The following is a 17,742-nucleotide window of genomic DNA, read 5'->3' as shown; positions in this document are numbered from 1 at the left end:
AAGAGATTGGCTCCATCCAGGCTGCGCGTTTGTTAGGCTCTTAACGTTTGCGAGCACCTCGGCCGCCGCCATAACCTGGGGCGCGACGTTCGGCGCCACCTCTTTGATCTTCTCAGGAGCAAGCTTGTTACAGGGGTCCACTCGCCCTAATATCTAGTCGCATCAAGGAAGAAGTTCGTCGTGCGACGGCTTGTTGACAAGACTAGCTGTCGGACCCGGATTCCGTTGCCAGGCAAACAGGGGGACCTATGGCTAGACCACGCGTATTCGTAAGCTCAACGTATTATGACTTGAAACATCTCCGATCATCGCTGGAGAATTTTATCGAGAGTATGGGCTACGAGCCCGTGCTTGCGGAGAAAGACAATATCGCCTATGCGCCAGATTCACCGCTTGATGAATCTTGTTCTCGCGAGGCGAGAAATAGCGATATATATGTGCTAATAATTGGCGGTAGATACGGATCTGAGGTCAGTGCATCCCGTAACGATGAGGGCAGGCAGAAAGAGTTCTTTGATCGTTACGAGTCAGTAACGAAGTACGAGTACCTTAATGCAGTGGAACGCAACATCCCTATCTACATATTGATTGAGTCGTCCGTTGATGCTGAATATCAGACGTACTTGAAGAACAAGGATAGTGAGGGCATCAAGTATGCGCATGTGGATTCGATAAACGTATTCGTTCTGATCGAAGAGATTCGGCAGCGTAAGCAGAACAATCCGATAAAGCTGTTTTCTCGTTATGCTGAGATCGAAAACTGGCTTCGCGAGCAGTGGGCTGGTCTCTTTCAAGAATTCATTCACCGCCTCTCGACGACGCAGCAGATCCATGACCTCAGCACCAAGATTGAGGAACTTGGGCAGACAACCGAAACTTTGAAAAGATACCTCGAACAGATTGTTGAGAGCGTGTCTGCGAAGAAGCCTGATGCTCTCGAGATGATCAAACAAGAGAACGCGCGCTTAATCGAAGCGAAGCGGGACGCGGAACTCTTAAGCTTCGGTTATGTAAAGCATATCAATAACATCCACAATGTGGATCTTGAGGCTATCCGCAGTTCCTTGCGACGCAGCCAAAACTACTCGCAATTTGTTGAAAGCCTATTTCCAAATCGGAGGCCCATGTGCCTTGGTAGTAGCAGAGCTTTCTCGGAAATAAACGAGGCGCGACTCTTCCTCGATTTACCTATGTTCGAAGATGCGGAGCTCGACATTGTTCGAGAGCAGATTGACGCGGCTAAGCGGCTAATCAAGAACACTGCGGAGCCAAAGTTAGCGCGCAAGCCGCCAGCTAAGCGTCAGTCTGTGGCAAGCTCGGTCCCTTCTCGAAAATCCGTGAAGCCTAAAGCTCACTAGGTGTGTAGCAACACTAGACTGAATTCAAGGTCGGTCGAGCGCTGAGTATTTCGAATCAACGCGAGTGCGCTCGAGTGATCCAATGCAAACGTTGCGGCGATCAGTGACGACTTGGTACCCGCTTTCTTCCCGTGTAGCACTAAACTCGCAGAGTATCTCGTTAGCGCACTGCGTTAAGCAACATTCCCGCAGTTGATTCGGGAACCAGAAGTAGTTCAATCTTGCTACGGTGGGCGAAGGAAGTAACCCGCCATATGAAGCCGTAGGTTCGAGCTCGGGAGGCTCGATCACCTGCGGCTTCTTTCTTTTCGTGCGCTAGCACAGGGGCGAGCTGCCAGATTGGCGCTGGGCCGGACTGTAAATCCGGCGACTAAGCCTCGCGTGGTTCGACTCCACGTAACCCCACCATTCCGAACTACGGGAATTCCCGTAATTTCGACAAGATGACGATCAGGGCCCGGCCACCGGCAGGTTCTTCCATCTGCGGGCTTGGCCGATTGGTCAGGCATCACCCTTCCAAGGTGACCAGGTGGGTTCGATTCCCACGGCCCGCTCCACCATCAAGCAGGGCGGCGTGACCTCGGCAGACGTGCAAGGCGGATATGGAGATGTCTGCAGCATTGCCGAATCGCAAGAAGCTGCTGCGCTTCAAGCCCTCGCACTGATCCAGCAGCACGGGTTCTCCAACCGGCCCTGCTCGCATGCCAGCCCGCATCGCATCAGCGATTGCCCGATCTGAACACACTTGAATCGTGGCTCCTGGCGAAAGCTCTCCAACGAGTACCGCCGGCTGCGGTGCAGTTCGCTCCCAGATCTACGCGAACCGACCAGCTGATCTGAGGAAGAAGAGAAACGCTCGGGCAGCTGCAACGCGCTTCCAGTCGGAGCTGGATCGAGCAGTGAAGACAGAGAACTTCGAGCGAGCCATCGTGTTGCGCTGCGTGAAAGCACTGCGCGCGGAGTCGGCCCATGGCTAACTTCACCAGCCATTTTCACCTGGACGTGCGTGGCGCCCTCTCCAACATGAGCCGTAGGGAGCTGGCCGGCATGTTCACCGAATCCAGCGCCGGCCGGAAGCTCAGCGCTGACGAGGCGCGAGAAGTGCTGATGGATCACCTTGAGGCCGGCCGTAGGGTTATCCCGATTGGCGCGGCCTGCGAGGGTTTCGACTACAGCGGCGGCGGCTGCCCCGGCCATGAGGTGACGGACAATGCGTGAGCCACCCATCCTGTTCAGCGGCGCCATGGTGCGCGCCATCCTGACGGGCGTGAAGACGCAGACCCGGCGGACGATCAGACTGCCTCACCACAACCCGCTGGGACAGTGGGAGGCGTGCGCCTCCGGCGGGCATGGCGCGCGTGACCGCAAAGGCTGCCGTGATCCTGCGCCGCGCGCGCAAGTTCGTGCGGGACAACGTGGACGACATCGACCTGTTTGTGATGAGGGTGGCGGCGTGAATCGTCTAGATCGGGTCTCCGAACACGTGTCGCTCCCGGTCGGGTCCAGCGAGGCCGGTGATGGAACTCATGTTGATCTCCGACATGCGCAGATACTTCCTCAGCCCTTCCAGCTTTTCTCGGAATTCATTCTCAATTTCGTCGGCTTCCTCCTGAGGAAAGATGTCGCCTCGAAGAGCGTCGCGAACCGGGACAAGAGCCAGTTGGCGCGCCATCCAAACAGCGTCGGCGATCGGCGCTGCATCGTCGCCCAGGTGATGCAGCTGATCGTAGAGAGCCAGAAGTTCCTTCGGTACCACCGTCGGATCACGGTACTCATTGTCATCAAGCAAAAAGTACAAGTCTGGCCCGCTCGCGGATTTGGCTCTTACAACCCTGACGCGCCATGCAGCCAGGATCTGGCGCAGTTCGAGTGCGATCCACCGGCCGCGCGAGCGCTCCGCCTTCCGGTCCTTCCTTCCTTGGCCACGGGCGAGCCCGAGCGAAACGACCACCGCCCCAACGGTTCCGATAGCCGACAGAGCGTCCCAGTTCACGTCCATAACGCACCTCACCCCTCGTTAGAGCTGATTCTGCCATGACCTACATCCATCCGAACGACCTGGTCAGCGAGGCCGATGCGATGGCCGAGGGGGGAGTGGGAATCTTTGGCTGTTTCACCCAAAACGGTGGCAAGTACGAGTGCCGATCGCCCCGTGGCGCCTTCGTCCAACGGTAGGACAGCACAGGCGGCGATTGGGACGGCAGCCCATGGGTGTGCGCGATCAGCTTCCGTCAGAACGAGGAACCCAAATGCTCCTGATGACCACACAGCTCTGGCCGGAGAAGTAATTCGAAGAGAGCAGCCGCCCCTCGGAGATCACCTTGTTGCGCTGGCTTAGCGCCGGCAAAATCCCGGGCAAGAAGGTGGGCGAACACGCATGGCTCGCCGATGGGGATTCCCTAGTGGAAGCCGTAGTGAGGGCAGGCTGAGATGGCACCACGACCCCGTAGCAAGAGCCAACAAGGCTGGCCACCCTACCTGTACCCCAACCGGGACGGGTACAAGCACCGCCACCGGGTGACACGGAAAGAGACGTGGATGGGCACCGACAAGGCAAAGGCGTTCGCCGCGGCCAAGAAGCTCAACGCGTTGCTGATGCCCACCAACGATCTGGTCGATCGCGTCGTCGGCTCGAAGGAAACCGTCGCAGATGCGATCGCCGTGTTCCGGCAGGATGACGTGCCAGCGCGTGGCTGGGCGCCGAAAACCGCCGAGGTCTACGAGAGCGTCATCAGGCGCATCGAGGCCGGCCTTGGCCAGCGGGCGGTCGAAGGCGTCACGGTGAAGGATTGCGCCGAGTTCATCCGCGGCGTCACGCCCCCTGATCGTGCCCGGCAGCAGTTCCGTCTGGTCTTGGACTGGATCATGGCTTGCGCTGTTCAGGAGGGGGGGATCGATGCCAACCCGGTTCATGCCACGCGCCGGTTCACCCACGAACGGAAGCGCACGCGCCTGACGAAGGAAATCTACGACGCCATCTGGGCGAAGGCCGAACCCTGGTTGCGGCTGGCGATGGACCTGTCCCTCGTAACCCTGCTCCGCCGGGAGGACATCGTCTCCCTGAAGCTCGCCGACGTGCGTGACGGCTTTCTCTGGGTCGTGCCTCAGAAAACTGAGGGCACCTCACTGGTGAAGCTTAAGATCAAGGTTGGCGACCAACTGGCCACCCTGCTGTCACAGGCCCGCGATTCTGTGGTTTCCCCGTTTGTGGTCCACCGCCTCCCCGATCGGGCGCGGCCATCAGATAAGCGCGCCACAGCGCGCGTGCACCACACCCAGGTGCTGCCGGAGCAGCTGACACGGGCGTTCCAGGATGCCCGCGATGCTGCAGGCGTGGGCGGCGACAGCCCACCAAGCTTCCATGAGATCCGAAGCCTGGGCGGCGCATTGGTCCGCGAAGCCGGCTGGACGACGGAGGAAGTGCAGGCCCTAATGGGACACGCCTCAAAATCCATGACAGAGCATTACGTGGATGGGCACGATGCGCCGTGGACTGAGGTCACCCCGACGCTCACGCTCGGCCGGTGACGCCGCGCCGCGGCAGGCTTGGCTAGCCTCTTGTCGGCCACCCGAGACCGCGCTACAAGTGAGACTCACAACAACGCAAGGAGGCAATATAGAAGTCAATCCACCGTGGACGTGCGACCAGTGTGGGCAACCGATTCTCAGCGTCGAATCTGGATACGTTGAATGGCTTAGCGGGCCCAGTGCCGGCCAGTTTGAGAGTGGGCTCCACGAACTCCGATTGGTACACGATCGCCACGCGTCACCCCGGCCTGACCACAGAAATGCCTGCGGCCACGATGAAGCAAATTGGCGCGCGACCAAAGGCTACTCGTTGGCAGACCTGCCTCTTTCGAGTTTTGTCGGCCCTGACGGTCTGGTGACGCTCCTTGCTTGGCTGGCAGATAAGCGTTTTTCGGATCCCAATCAGGTGCTGGAGTTGATCAAGCGCTTGCATGTCCCTAACTACGAAGCAGTCCGACTGTCGTTCGATGCTGCCATCGCAGACGGTGCTTTTGACGTGCGATCAACGCCGAGGTACTGCGATCAGCACGAGTTGGCCGCGATTCTTGCTTGGCAGGAGCAGCAGAAGAACCATTGAGTCTTACGCGTGAAGCGCTACCCCGCTAGACAAGTCCGGTCTGACTTGGGCGGGGCGCGCCATTATTCGCAATCGACGAGACGGCGGCCATTAACGTCGACTCGGTATTTTTCCACCACCACAGTCGATGGTGTCGCTGCCCCATCGTGGGCAGACCGCGAAACCTTCGGTCGTCTGCCCATTCCGCGCCCTCCTCGACCAATGCGATCACACCTGCCGAATTAGATAACTGCTCGACTTAGACTTAGCTCCGCGTAAGTCAGTCGGACGCACTTCGTTACGGATACTGCCCATTGCCTTCGCCTCCGCTGACCACTTCATCTGGGTCCGCACCATGGGTCTCAACTCGAAGAAGCTTGTCGTCCTGAGATAGTTTCACGACGATGTACTCTTCCTTGTTAAGCGCCTCAGGGAGCTTGTCGCGAAGTATAGATGCCACAAATTGGACATGGTCAGATTGGCGTTCTACTAGATTTCCAATTCGCTCGAGCTGATGGTCATGCATCAGCTCCTTCTTATCGTTCAGAAGGAAGTGATAACAAGGAATACCCTCCTCGTCGGCGAAAAGAGCGTAAGCAATGTCAAAGCATGTAATCTCGCCCTGCTTTTTTCCAGAGCTAAAGTTTGTATTAAAACAGCTGAACTTGAAAATCTGCTGACCACTGCGGTTCTTTGATCGATCTACCTTTAGCGCATACTTCTCGCCATAAAGCTCGTCGGAAACGGCCGAAAAATGTCGATTAAACTTCGCCAATTGCTCTTGAATTTTCGCCCAAGAAGCATCTGAAAAAAGCATGGCATCTAGTTCGTTCAGACGATTTCTCACGTCGTATATAGAAAAGTCGACCGCTGAAATTTGGTCTATCACCGTCTCGTACTCGCCCCTTAGGCGGTGCCGGTCATTTAATGCAGCGACGATATTCTCTAGCTCACCAACGACACCGCTCTGCGATATTTCTTTGACGTACATGGCTTCGGTGGCCGCCAGCGAACGCAGCTCCGACTCCTTGTCAGCCAACTCGTGCTCAAGACGGGGCAAGTCCTTCGCAATGTAGCGAATCTTCTCATCTATCATGCGATTGTGAAAGACAACAAGCTTATCGAACGACTTAACTAGCGGACCGAGCTGTTCCGAGACAGCTGCATAAAGCGCCTCAAGCTCTGGAACATCCACGCCACTCCTGCGCGTGTCCATTTGCTGCGCGGCGTCCTTTACAAGCTCTCGCCGTAGGCGCACGCGGGCGGCCTCTGCGGCAACGACGTTCTTCCTGTATTTTACAGTGCCCAGCGCCGCGATCTTGGCGTCGAGATCAGAACTTTCTGTGAATCTGGATCTCTTTACCTCAAGGTCCCTGATGTCATCAAGAAGAAGACGAAGAGATATCTCGTATGCTGAGCGAGTCTGCTTACTTTCCAGCCGAGCTTTAAAGGCTAGCTCAATTCTGAGTCGCGTAAGCAACTCCTGCTTCTCGTTGCCATGGACGAAATTGCAGCCGAGTAGAAATAGGTAAAGCGCCTCATATTCATCATCACGCGTGTAATCGTGCAACGTACGAAGCGTATTACTTACTGCAGGCTCTCGGTATCTGACGTTATGGGACGTAATCTGAGGGAACGTCGGCTTCTGGCCGAAATGCCCAGGGAACAGATGCTCAGTCAGATATGACTCGAAACCTTCCTCAGTCATCGACTGACCATTTATCCTACGAATCATCTTCTTTCGTGGCAAAAAATTCCGTTCAATTACGAGGTCTCGATCTGATGCATTTGTGAGAGATTCGCACAGTGCCAGCGTGACAACAACGTTCGTATCGAACAAGAACCTCTTAATTTCACCATACTCTACCTTAGGATTCTCGAGATCCGTATAGACACGCTTTGGGTCTGCCCCAAGACACACGTCGATCAACTTGAGAACAGTGGTCTTGCCGACGTTATTTCCCGTGCTCGAAAGCTCGCCCTCCGGCGTCTCGTCGACAATAAGATTGAGCCCCGCATGGAAGGTTATCTCCCGAATGACTCGGTGGTCGTTCTGTATCTTAAGGGACCTTAGGAACATAAAACCAAATCCCCTTGGCCATTGATTTCTACGCAGCTCGCTAAATACAACCAGTCTAGCGAGAGCACAAAGATAGGCATTGTCATACCACCGTATTGCCGTGCCTCGAAGTAGAGCTCTAGAAGGCCAGCGGACCCCAGCTCCTTCAAGGCCTTAATGATCATTGCACCGTTGAAGACCAGCGTGTTCTCTGGACGCACGTTGTCAGGAAGCAGCATTTGTAGCTCCACTAGGCTTCTTGAAGATCTTACATCTGACAAAGGCGTCTACCGCGAGAACATTGACACACAGCTGAAGCTCATCAAGCGGAACCTCTACGTAATTGGCACTCTTTTGCACTTGCGCAATCACATGCTCTGTAATCTGGAAAAAAAGCTCATCACCTGAGTACTGTTTACTGAGCTGGAGGTAAGTGGCACGGAATGCATCAAGTACCGAGCGACTTCTATTGCATCCCGCGTTGTCAAACTCAGCATAGATCCTATCAACCTTGGGATGGAAAATAATGTAATCGTCGATTACACCCGATGCACCATCAAGGCCGTTAAACGCAACCTTATCATCGACGTTGAACGCAGCGACAAGCTCACTGCTCGCACCTTCACTGAGGTCCTCCTTCGCAATGATGTTGATCACGGACGCAAGGTTGGTTTCCACCAGCGCGTGTCCAGATTCCCCAAGTTCCTCTCGAAGAAGCTCATATACTGCATTCTGCTCAGAAAGGCCAAGACCTTGGATCACTTTAAGGAGGTGCGGGACATCGTAAACGTGAAGCGCTGGATCAAATAGGAGCTTATGCGGATTCGTGTACGAGCCAGATCTAAGCTTAGAGGCATCCTTGGAGATGGACATGAATCGAAATCCGTGACCTGCGTACATGGCCAGATCCTTCCCAAGCGCGGAGTTCACCTTCGCTCGAGACGCCGTGGCAGACACTTGTAGCAACAGTTTCGCAACGTCGTCGACCAGATCGACGCCGGCAGCATTTTGCACGCTTGCGTTCAAATTCTTGAGCTGATGCCCAAATAAGAGGTTGAGTAGAGTCGCGTAGAAGTTTTCACAGTGCACGTGGAGATTCAAGACATTGAGCTTGCCTTGCATCTCTACTTTCGTGCATAGAACGGCAAGGTGATGCGAGCAAAGCTCGAACAAGTGACTCCGTTTCACCAGCAGCCTCTCCTGCAGATCCATGGTGCTATCAAGGGGTTCCCAGCATCACCTGGAGAGTCCCGCCCGCATCCTTTGCACCCCGAAGGGCAGCTCCACTCCCGATTCTATCACTTGTTCTGAGGAAGTCCGGATAGTGCGAGTAGTCGTTCAAGTGCTCTCATGTCCCACGTACCGAAAAATACGCTCCTTTGACAGCGCGCTTGTTGTCACCGCTGGCCTGAGCGCGAGGTCCAAGCTTGAAGGCACTAAAGGGTGGGAATAGGGTGGTAATAGGGTGTAAAAAGAAAAAAGGCCCGCACTAGAAAGTGCAAGCCCTTGTTCTTTCATCACAAATTGGTCGGGACGGCCGGATTCGAACCGACGACCCTCTGCCCCCCAGGCAGATGCGCTACCAGGCTGCGCTACGCCCCGAATATCTGCGATGTTGCCCCGCCGTTGAAGCGGGCCGTGAAGTATAGCGGATCAACGCGAAAAAAGAATCAGCGGCGAAGCAGTTGCAGCACTTCTTCCAGTTCCACGCGGACCTGCTTGATGATCTGCTGGCTGAGCGCGGCTTCGCCACGCGCATCGGCGCCATCCAGCCGCAACCGCGCACCGCCGATCGTGTAGCCCTGTTCGTACAGCAAGCTGCGGATCTGCCGGATCATCAGCACGTCATGGCGCTGGTAATAGCGACGGTTGCCGCGGCGTTTGGCCGGCTCCAGGCTGGGAAACTCGGTCTCCCAGTAGCGCAGCACGTGCGGCTTGACGTCGCACAGTTCACTGACCTCACCGATGGTGAAGTAGCGCTTGGCCGGTATCGGCGGAAGCTCTCTGTTACTGCCCGGATCCAGCATACGCTTCCACCCTTTCCTTGAGCTTCTGGCCCGGACGGAAGGTGACTACCGTGCGGGCGGAAATCGGAATTTCCTCACCGGTCTTCGGGTTGCGACCCGGGCGCTGGTTCTTGCGCCGCAGGTCGAAGTTGCCAAAGCCGGACAGCTTTACCTGACGTCCATGTTGCAATGCTTCACGCAGCACATCGAAGAACGCGTCGACGAATTCCTTGGCTTCACGCTTGTTCAAGCCGACTTCGTCGAACAGTTTTTCGGCCATTTCAGCCTTGGTCAGTGCCATCGCCTGCTTACCCCTGGGTGCTGCCCGCTCAACCGCGGATCCGGGCGTGGTGTTCACGCTCGATGGCGGCGACCACCTCGGTCACCACCGCGTCCACGTCGCGGTCCGTCAGAGTGCGCGACTTGTCCTGCAAAATCAAGCCCATAGCGAGACTCTTGAAGCCCGGCTCGACCCCCTGCCCGACGTACCGGTCGAACAGGTTCAGTTCGCGCAGCAGCGGCCCGGCGGCCAGCCTGACCGTGGCCGCCAGATCGGTCCAGGCAACCGCATCGGGGGCCAGCACGGCCAGGTCGCGGCGCACGGCCGGGAACCGCGACAGCTCGCTGGCACGCGGCAGTTCACGGGCAGCCAACGGCGCCAGGTCGAGCTCCAGCGCGTACACGTCCACGTCGATGTCCATCGCCTTGGCCAGGCGCGGGTGGATCTGGCCGATCCAGCCCAGGCGCACCTCGCCGCGGTACACATCGGCCGAACGCGCCGGGTGCCCGTACGGCTGCGCCGAGGGCTTGAAGGTCAGCTCGGCACCGCTGGCGGCGGCCAGGGCTTCCAGGTCGCCCTTCAGGTCGTGGAAGTCCACCTTGCGCGCGGCCAGGCCCCACTGCTCGGCATCGGCATCACCACACACCACGGCGGCCACGCGCTGGGTTTCCAGCGGCGCCGGCGCCCCCTCACCGGCCTGCGCGGCGAACGCACGGCCGATCTCGAACAGGCGCACGCGACCGGCCTGGCGGGCCACGTTGCGGCCCAGCGTGGCGACCAGGCCCGGCAGCAGCGCCGGACGCATCACCGCCAGTTCGGCCGACAGCGGATTGGCCAGCGGCACCAGGTTGTCGACCAGCTGCCACTGCTGCAGCAGCTGCGCATCGACGAAGGCGAAATTGATGGTTTCCTGCAGCTCGCGCGCCAGCAGCTGGCGACGCACGCTGAGCTCTTCCAGGCGGGTTTCGGTGGGCATCGCCACGCGCGCGGCACCGCCGGGCAGCGTGGTCGGGATCTGTTCGTAGCCGTGGATACGGGCCAGTTCTTCGATCAGGTCTTCTTCGATGGCGATGTCGAAACGACGGCTCGGCGCGGTGACCTGCCAGCCTTCGCCCGCTGCCACCACGTCCATGCCCAGCGCGCGCAGGATGCGCTCCACTTCGGCGTCGTCGATGGTGATGCCCAGCACGCGGGTGATGCGTGCACGGCGCAGCGCGATCGGCGACGGCGACGGCAGGTCTTCCGCGCGCAGTGCTTCGGTCACCGGTGCGGCGGTGCCACCGGCCAGTTCCAGCACCAGCGCGGTCGCGTGCTCGATGGCCGCGCGCGGCAGCGCCGGATCCACGCCACGTTCGAAGCGATGGCCGGCATCGGTGTGCAGGCCCAGCTTGCGGCCGCGGCCCATGATCGCCGCCGGCGCGAAGTGCGCCGCTTCCAGGAACACATCGGTGGTGGCATCGGTGACGCGGGTGTCGAAGCCGCCCATCAGGCCGGCCAGGCCGACCGGACGGTCGGCATCGGTGACCACCAGGAAGCTGTCGTCCAGCGCGGCATCGCGGCCATCGAGCAGCTTCAAGCTTTCGCCCGCGCGCGAACGGCGCACGCCGATCGGTCCGCTCAGCGTGCCAAGGTCATAGGCGTGCATCGGCTGGCCCAGGTCCAGCATCACGTATTGGGTGATGTCCACCAGCAGCGACACCGGACGCACGCCGCTGCGGCGCAGGCGTTCGGCCATCCACAGCGGGGTCCTGGCGGCAGCGTTGACGCCTTCGATCACACGGCCCAGGTAGCGCGGCGCTTCGGCGCCGGCATTGAGCTCGATCGCCAGTTCACGCGCGCCGGTGGCCGGCACCGCATCGGCGGCGAACGGCACCACCTGGCTGCGGGTGGCGGCCGCCACATCGAAGGCAATGCCACGCACGCTGAAGCAGTCGGCGCGGTTGGGGGTCAGCTTGATCTCGATGCTGGCGTCGGGCAGGCCGAGGTACTCCACCAGCCCCTGCCCCACCGGGGCATCATCAGGCAGTTCGAACAGGCCGGAGGCATCGGAATCCAGACCCAGCTCCTTGGCCGAACACAGCATGCCGTTGGAATCCACGCCGCGCAGCTTGGCCGCGCCGATCTTCAACGCACCGATCTGCGCACCGACCATCGCCAGCGGAGCGACCAGGCCCGGACGCGCGTTCGGCGCGCCGCAGACGATCTGCAGCAGTTCGCCGCGGCCGGCATCGACCTGGCAGATCTGCAGGCGGTCGGCTTCGGGGTGGCGCACGGCTTCCACGATGCGCGCGACCACCACGTGGTCCAGGCCACCGCCGAGTGCGTCGACCTCTTCCACTTCCAGGCCGATGGCAGTCAGCACGGCGCTGAGCTCATCGCGCGAGGCGGTGGTGGGGACGTGGCTGCGCAGCCAGTTTTCGGAGAATTTCATGTTGTTCCGTCCTCGTTGACGACCAGCGGTCGTCACTACCGATAGTGTTTACGCGAACTGGCGCAGCAAGCGCACGTCGTTCTCGAAGAACGCGCGCAGGTCGTTGACGCCATAGCGCAGCATCGCGAACCGCTCCACGCCCAGGCCGAAGGCGAAGCCGGTGTAGCGCTCCGGATCGATGCCGACGCTGCGCAGCACGTTCGGATGCACCATGCCGCAGCCCAGCACTTCCAGCCAGCGGGTGCTGCCATCGGGCTGCTGCCAGGCGATGTCCACTTCCGCGCCGGGTTCAACGAAGGGGAAGTAGCTGGGACGGAAACGCATCTCGAAATCGCGCTCGAAGAACGCGCGCACGAACTCGGACAGGGTGCCCTTGAGATCGGCGAAGGTGGAGTGCTCGTCCACCAGCAGGCCTTCGACCTGGTGGAACATCGGCGAGTGGGTCTGGTCGCTGTCGCTGCGGTAGACCTTGCCGGCGGCGATCATGCGCAGCGGCGGTGCGTGTTCGCCCATGTAGCGCACCTGCACCCCGGAGGTATGCGTGCGCAGCAGGCGGCCATCGCCGAAGTAGAAGGTGTCGTGCATCGCGCGCGCCGGATGGTGCGGCGGGAAGTTGAGCGCTTCGAAGTTGTGCCAGTCGTCTTCGATTTCCGGGCCTTCGGACAACTCATAGCCCAGGCGACCGAAGATTTCGGTGATGCGCTCCAGCGTGCGGGTCACCGGGTGCAGTCCACCGCGGCCCCCACGACGACCCGGCAGGGTGATGTCGATGGCTTCAGCGGACAGGCGCGCATCCAGGGCGGCGTCTTCGAGCACGGACTTGCGCTCGGCCAGCGCAGTGGTCAGCGTGTCGCGCGCGCGGTTGATGGCTTCGCCGGCGGCCTTGCGCTCGTCGGCCGGCAAGGCGCCAAGCTGCTTCAGCTGCGAGGTGATGCTGCCACTCTTGCCCAGCAGGGCCACGCGCAGCTGTTCCAGCGCATCGGGGCTCTGGGCGGCAGCCACATCGGCCAGTGCCTGGGCGGTCAGGGATTGGATGTCACTCATGGGGTGCCGGAACCTCGGGTCGGATATGCCCTCGCGATGCGCGAAGGGCCGACCCCCGTCGCCACCGCTGTCCGGCCGCCGCGCGCTGCGCTGGCCACCGCACAAAAAAGAATGGGGAAGGACTTGCGCCCTTCCCCATGCATTGCCTTACCTGCGGGCGTTGCGTCAACGGCAACGACCGAGGAGGACTTATGCCGCCAGAGCGCCCTTGGCCTTTTCAGCCAGCGCGGCAAAACCGGCCGCGTCGTGCACGGCGATGTCTGCCAGCACCTTGCGGTCCAGGGTGATGCCAGCCTTCAGCAGGCCGTTCATGAAACGGCTGTAGCTCAGGCCATTGATGCGGGCCGCGGCATTGATACGGGTGATCCACAGCGAGCGGAAATTACGCTTCTTCTGCTTACGACCGATGTACGCGTACTGCTGGGCCTTGATGACGGCCTGCTTGGCAACGCGGAAGACCTTGCGACGGGCATTGTAGTAGCCCTTCGCCAGAGTCAGGATTTTCTTGTGGCGGCGACGCGCCTGTACGCCACGCTTTACTCGTGCCATGTGTTAATTCCTCAGAGGTAAGGGAGCATGCGGTCCAGACGGCCGGCGTCTTCTGCGCGGACGTGATTCGTCTGACGCAGGTTACGCTTACGCTTGGTCGCTTTCTTCGTGAGGATGTGGCTACGGTTGGCGTGGCCGCACTTGTACTTGCCCGAGGCGGTCTTGCGGAAACGCTTGGCCGCCGCCCGGTTGGTCTTGATCTTGGGCATTGCTATGTCCTTGATGGGATTTGACCCTGGTTTCTGACTGATCTGGCGGTGGCCTGGGCCACTCTTTCCGTCCTGCCATGATCCGCGTACGACCCCTCCTGATGGGTCGAGCCGGCAATCATACAGGGGAAATGGGGCTTGGGCAACGCCCCGGCACGCCATGACGCTGGCCGGTGGCCGGAAAAGCAGAAAGGCGCCATCGGCGCCCTCCTCCCGTTGCATTCAGCTGCCAGGCGCCCGCGAAGGGCAGCCCGTGCGGCCTTATGTCTTCTTCTTCGGAGCAATCATCATCACCATCTGGCGGCCTTCCAGGCGCGGACGGGATTCGATCACGATGTCCTCGCCCAGATCGGTCTCGATCCGGTTGGCCATCTCGCGACCCAGTTCCTGGTGGCTCATTTCACGGCCACGGAAGCGGATGTTGACCTTGATCTTGTCGCCCTCTTCGAGGAAACCGCGCATCTTGCGCAGCTTGATCTGGTAGTCGCCCTCGTCCGTGACCGGACGGAACTTCACTTCCTTGATCTCGACCTGCTTGCTCTTCTTCTTGGCTTCGCTGGCTTTCTTCTGGGCTTCGAACTTGAACTTGCCGAAGTCCATCACCTTGCACACCGGCGGATCCGCCTGCGGCTGGATTTCAACCAGGTCCAGGCCTTCTTCCTCGGCCATCGCCAAGGCTTCGTCGCGCGTCAGCACGCCGATCATTTCGCCGTCGCTGCCGATCACGCGTACGCGCGGCACACGGATTTCCTGATTCTTGCGATTCTGTTTATTGTCAGGGGTACTGATATTGCAATCTCCCAAGGGTATCGAACCGGCCCGCGCGCCATTGCGCACGGACCGGACCTTTGATTACGCGCCCTCGGCCTGCAGCCGTTCAATGAAGGCCTGGAGACTCATGCTGCCCAGGTCCTCGCCGGAACGCGTACGCACCGCCACGGCGCCGTTTTCCTTTTCGCGGTCACCAATGACCAGCAGGTACGGCACGCGCTGAAGCGTGTGCTCGCGAATCTTATAACCGATCTTCTCATTACGCAAATCGGCGCTGACGCGGAAGCCTTGATCCGCAAGGCTTTTGGTCACCGCAGAGACGTATTCAGCCTGCGCATCGGTGATGTTGGCCACCACCACCTGGGTCGGCGCCAGCCAGGCCGGGAACTGGCCGGCGTGGTGTTCGATCAGGATGCCGATGAATCGCTCCATCGAACCGACGATCGCCCGGTGCAGCATCACCGGGTGCTTCTTCTGGCTGTTTTCATCCACGTACTCGGCGCCAAGGCGGCCGGGCATCATGAAATCGACCTGCATGGTGCCCAGCTGCCAGGTACGGCCGATGGCATCCTTCAGGTGGTACTCGATCTTCGGGCCGTAGAAGGCGCCCTCGCCCGGCAGTTCCTGCCATTCCACGCCGCAGCTGGACAGCGCCGAGCGCAGCGCGCCTTCGGCCTTGTCCCAGGTCGCGTCATCGCCCAGGCGCGATTCCGGGCGCAGCGCGATCTTGATCTGGATCTCTTCGAAGCCGAAGTGCTGGTACACCGCCAGCGCCTGCTGGTGGAAGGCGGTCACTTCCGCCTCGACCTGGTCTTCGGTACAGAACACGTGACCATCGTCCTGGGTGAAGCCACGCACGCGGAGGATGCCGTGCAGCGCGCCGGAGGGCTCGTTGCGGTGGCAGGCGCCGAACTCGCCGTAGCGGATCGGCAGGTCGCGGTAGCTGTGCAGCCCCTGGTTGAACACCTGCACGTGACCCGGGCAATTCATCGGCTTGAGCGCGTAGGTACGCTTCTCCGACTCGGTGAAGAACATCGCGTCCTGGTAGTTGTCCCAGTGGCCCGATTTCTGCCACAGCGACACGTCCAGGATCTGCGGGCAGCGCACTTCGCCGTAGCCGGTGCTGCGGTACACCTTGCGCATGTACTGCTCGACCACCTGCCACAGCGCCCAGCCCTTCGGGTGCCAGAACACCAGGCCCGGGGCCTCTTCCTGCAGGTGGAACAGGTCCTGCTGCTTGCCGATGCGGCGGTGGTCGCGCATTTCCGCTTCTTCGATGCGCTTGATGTAGGCGTCCAGCTGCTTCTTGTCGGCCCAGGCGGTGCCGTAGATGCGCTGCAGCTGCTCGTTCTGCGCATCGCCGCGCCAATAGGCGCCGGAAATGCGGGTCAGCTTGAAGGCCTTCAGGAAACGCGTGTTCGGCACGTGCGGGCCACGGCACATGTCCACGTATTCCTGGTGGTAGTACATGCCCATCGCCTGGATGTCATCGGACATGTCCTCGATCAGGCGCAGCTTGTAGTCCTCGCCACGGGCCTTGAAGATCTCCACGACTTCGGCGCGCGGGGTGACTTTCTTGACCACGTCGTAGTCCTGCGCGATCAGCTCGCCCATGCGCTTTTCGATCGCCGCCAGGTCATCCGGGGTGAACGGACGCTCGGACTGGATGTCGTAATAGAAACCTTCGGCGATGACCGGCCCGATCACCATCTTGGCGTCCGGGTACAGCTGCTTCACGGCATGACCGACCAGGTGCGCACTGGAGTGACGGATGATCTCCACGCCCTCCTCGTCCTTGGCGGTGATGATGCGCAGGGTGGCGTCCTTGGCGATCACGTCACTGGCATCGACCAGCACGCCATCGACCGAACCGGCGATGGTGGCCTTGGCCAGGCCGGCGCCGATCGACTGGGCCACCTCCATGACGCTGACGGGATGTTCGAATTCGCGGCGGCTGCCGTCGGGAAGGGTGATCGTGATCATCAGGATGGCTTCATGCTGTGCCCGCGCAGCGGGCTGGAATGCGGATCCGGGCTTGGCCCGGGCAATAAAAAAGCGCCACGACGGCGCCTGGAGGGGGCCTTCGGGTGCAGGTCAGCAGGGGGCGATGGTAGTGCTCATGTCACACGCTCGGCCGGCGCTTGGCGCGGGCCACCTGGATCCAGTGGGTTGGCTGTGGTCGATCTTAAACCAGCGCGGCACAAAGCCCAAGCGCAGCGCAGGCAGCCGCCTGAATAGCGGATACTGGATCGCGTAAAAGTCAATGATTACCATACGCGTGCGTTGTGTTGCCTCCCTGCCCTCCGGATCCCCGATGACCCCGCTTTCCGTTCGTCGTTCCACGTCATGCCCGGCCGGAGCTGCACGCTGATGCAGGTACCCACCATCGGACTGTCCTCGCTGGGCTTCTGCTCGCTGGCGCTGCTGGCCACCGCGCTGTCTTCGCTGGCGTTCTATGCCGCCTCCCCGCACTGCCGCTGGCCGCGCCTGCACCGCGCCGGCCGCCTGGGCCGCGAAATCGGCACCGTGGCCGCCGTGGCCGGGCTGTGGCTGTGGATGGCCAACCTGGGCGTCGGCGCCGGGCTGGTGGTCGCCCTGTGCGTGTGGATGGCCACCGCCATGCTGCTGCCCAGCCTGGCCGCCTGGCACCGTCCGGCCGCGTTGCCTGCCAGGAAGCCGCGCTGATGTGGCCGCGCGCGTTTGCCGGACTCATCGCCGGCCTGTTCGTGGCCGCGGCAGTCACCGGCCTGGCGGCGTGGTTGCCGCCCGGCCCGTGGGCCACCGCGCTGGTGCCGAGCCTGATCGCCTTCATCCCGCTGTGGATGCTGGCGGCGGTATGGGCCTTCAGCTTCCGCAGCGGGACGCGCGCCTGGATCGTGATGAGCGCCTGTGCCGCCGGCGGCTTCCTCCTGTTATGGCTGCTGCGCCTGACCGGCGCGGTGCAATGAGAA

At 60.6% G+C, this 17,742-nt stretch carries 18 protein-coding genes and 2 tRNA genes; 8 read left to right on the top strand and 12 right to left on the bottom strand.

The window, feature by feature from the left end; translation table 11 throughout:
• Positions 1–248: 248 nt before the first annotated feature.
• From QE373_RS06660 to QE373_RS06645, 4 genes are all read left to right on the top strand, one after another.
• The gene (locus QE373_RS06660) at positions 249–1,358 is read left to right on the top strand and encodes a DUF4062 domain-containing protein (RefSeq protein ID WP_309684910.1); all 1,110 of its coding nucleotides are present in this window, start codon (positions 249–251) and stop codon (positions 1,356–1,358) included.
• 483 nt (positions 1,359–1,841) lie between these two features.
• A tRNA-Gly gene (locus QE373_RS06655) sits at positions 1,842–1,915 on the top strand.
• Entirely contained in the window at positions 1,888–2,097 is a 210-nt protein-coding gene (locus tag QE373_RS06650) for a hypothetical protein (protein ID WP_309684907.1), read from the top strand. Before QE373_RS06655 ends, QE373_RS06650 begins: the two co-directional genes overlap by 28 nt.
• Positions 2,098–2,327: 230 nt before the next feature.
• Positions 2,328–2,576, top strand: a complete 249-nt coding sequence (locus tag QE373_RS06645) for a hypothetical protein (protein ID WP_309684904.1) — start codon at positions 2,328–2,330, stop codon at positions 2,574–2,576.
• 244 nt (positions 2,577–2,820) lie between these two features.
• On the opposite strand, the gene QE373_RS06640 is transcribed toward QE373_RS06645, so the two are convergent.
• Positions 2,821–3,357, bottom strand: a complete 537-nt coding sequence (locus tag QE373_RS06640; RefSeq protein ID WP_309684901.1) for a hypothetical protein — start codon at positions 3,355–3,357, stop codon at positions 2,821–2,823.
• A 431-nt stretch (positions 3,358–3,788) separates the two neighbouring features.
• On the opposite strand from QE373_RS06640, the gene QE373_RS06635 reads away from it, so the two are divergent.
• Entirely contained in the window at positions 3,789–4,886 is a 1,098-nt protein-coding gene (locus QE373_RS06635; protein WP_309684897.1) for a tyrosine-type recombinase/integrase, read from the top strand.
• Between the two features lie 310 nt (positions 4,887–5,196).
• Positions 5,197–5,463, top strand: coding sequence for a hypothetical protein (locus QE373_RS06630; protein WP_309684894.1), 267 nt, complete (start codon positions 5,197–5,199; stop codon positions 5,461–5,463).
• Positions 5,464–5,740: 277 nt separating this feature from the next.
• On the opposite strand, the gene QE373_RS06625 is transcribed toward QE373_RS06630, so the two are convergent.
• The 11 genes from QE373_RS06625 to thrS all read right to left on the bottom strand — a co-directional run bounded on the left by QE373_RS06625 (position 5,741) and on the right by thrS (position 16,774).
• A complete protein-coding gene (locus tag QE373_RS06625; protein WP_309684891.1) occupies positions 5,741–7,522 on the bottom strand; it encodes a DUF2326 domain-containing protein in 1,782 nt (593 codons plus the stop codon).
• A 204-nt stretch (positions 7,523–7,726) separates the two neighbouring features.
• Positions 7,727–8,713 carry an ABC-three component system protein gene (locus QE373_RS06620; protein WP_309684888.1) on the bottom strand — a complete coding sequence of 329 codons (987 nt, stop codon included), beginning with the start codon at positions 8,711–8,713 and terminating at the stop codon, positions 7,727–7,729.
• 313 nt (positions 8,714–9,026) lie between these two features.
• Positions 9,027–9,103, bottom strand: a tRNA-Pro gene (locus QE373_RS06615).
• Between the two features lie 68 nt (positions 9,104–9,171).
• A complete protein-coding gene (locus QE373_RS06610) occupies positions 9,172–9,528 on the bottom strand; it encodes a MerR family transcriptional regulator (RefSeq protein WP_042612987.1) in 357 nt (118 codons plus the stop codon).
• A complete protein-coding gene (locus tag QE373_RS06605; RefSeq protein WP_042612988.1) occupies positions 9,509–9,808 on the bottom strand; it encodes an integration host factor subunit alpha in 300 nt (99 codons plus the stop codon). Before QE373_RS06605 ends, QE373_RS06610 begins: the two co-directional genes overlap by 20 nt.
• 28 nt (positions 9,809–9,836) lie before the next feature.
• Entirely contained in the window at positions 9,837–12,218 is a 2,382-nt protein-coding gene (gene pheT, locus QE373_RS06600) for a phenylalanine--tRNA ligase subunit beta (protein ID WP_309684878.1), read from the bottom strand.
• Between the two features lie 48 nt (positions 12,219–12,266).
• Positions 12,267–13,262 (bottom strand): phenylalanine--tRNA ligase subunit alpha, encoded by a 996-nt coding sequence (locus tag QE373_RS06595; RefSeq protein ID WP_309684875.1) that lies wholly within the window; start codon positions 13,260–13,262, stop codon positions 12,267–12,269.
• A gap of 189 nt (positions 13,263–13,451) precedes the next feature.
• On the bottom strand, positions 13,452–13,811 hold the full coding sequence (gene rplT / locus QE373_RS06590) for a 50S ribosomal protein L20 (protein WP_003484828.1): 360 nt from the start codon (positions 13,809–13,811) through the stop codon (positions 13,452–13,454).
• A gap of 11 nt (positions 13,812–13,822) precedes the next feature.
• A complete protein-coding gene (gene rpmI / locus QE373_RS06585) occupies positions 13,823–14,020 on the bottom strand; it encodes a 50S ribosomal protein L35 (RefSeq protein ID WP_002811096.1) in 198 nt (65 codons plus the stop codon).
• 261 nt (positions 14,021–14,281) lie between these two features.
• Complete coding sequence (gene infC / locus QE373_RS06580) at positions 14,282–14,809, bottom strand: translation initiation factor IF-3 (protein ID WP_309689600.1); 528 nt, start codon at positions 14,807–14,809, stop codon at positions 14,282–14,284.
• Positions 14,810–14,872: 63 nt separating this feature from the next.
• Entirely contained in the window at positions 14,873–16,774 is a 1,902-nt protein-coding gene (gene thrS / locus QE373_RS06575; RefSeq protein ID WP_057507964.1) for a threonine--tRNA ligase, read from the bottom strand.
• Positions 16,775–17,161: 387 nt separating this feature from the next.
• Here thrS and QE373_RS06570 point away from each other — a divergent pair, with 387 nt between their 5' ends.
• Entirely contained in the window at positions 17,162–17,476 is a 315-nt protein-coding gene (locus tag QE373_RS06570) for a hypothetical protein (protein WP_057507963.1), read from the top strand.
• The gene (locus QE373_RS06565) at positions 17,476–17,739 is read left to right on the top strand and encodes a hypothetical protein (RefSeq protein ID WP_057507962.1); all 264 of its coding nucleotides are present in this window, start codon (positions 17,476–17,478) and stop codon (positions 17,737–17,739) included. The genes QE373_RS06570 and QE373_RS06565 overlap by 1 nt, the downstream gene beginning before the upstream one ends.
• Positions 17,740–17,742 lie beyond the last annotated feature (3 nt).

This window comes from Stenotrophomonas sp. SORGH_AS_0321, assembly GCF_031453215.1.
In the GTDB taxonomy this organism is placed as follows: domain Bacteria; phylum Pseudomonadota; class Gammaproteobacteria; order Xanthomonadales; family Xanthomonadaceae; genus Stenotrophomonas; species Stenotrophomonas chelatiphaga.
Note: the sequence above shows the minus strand (reverse complement) of the source record. Positions and strands in the feature narration are given on the sequence as shown.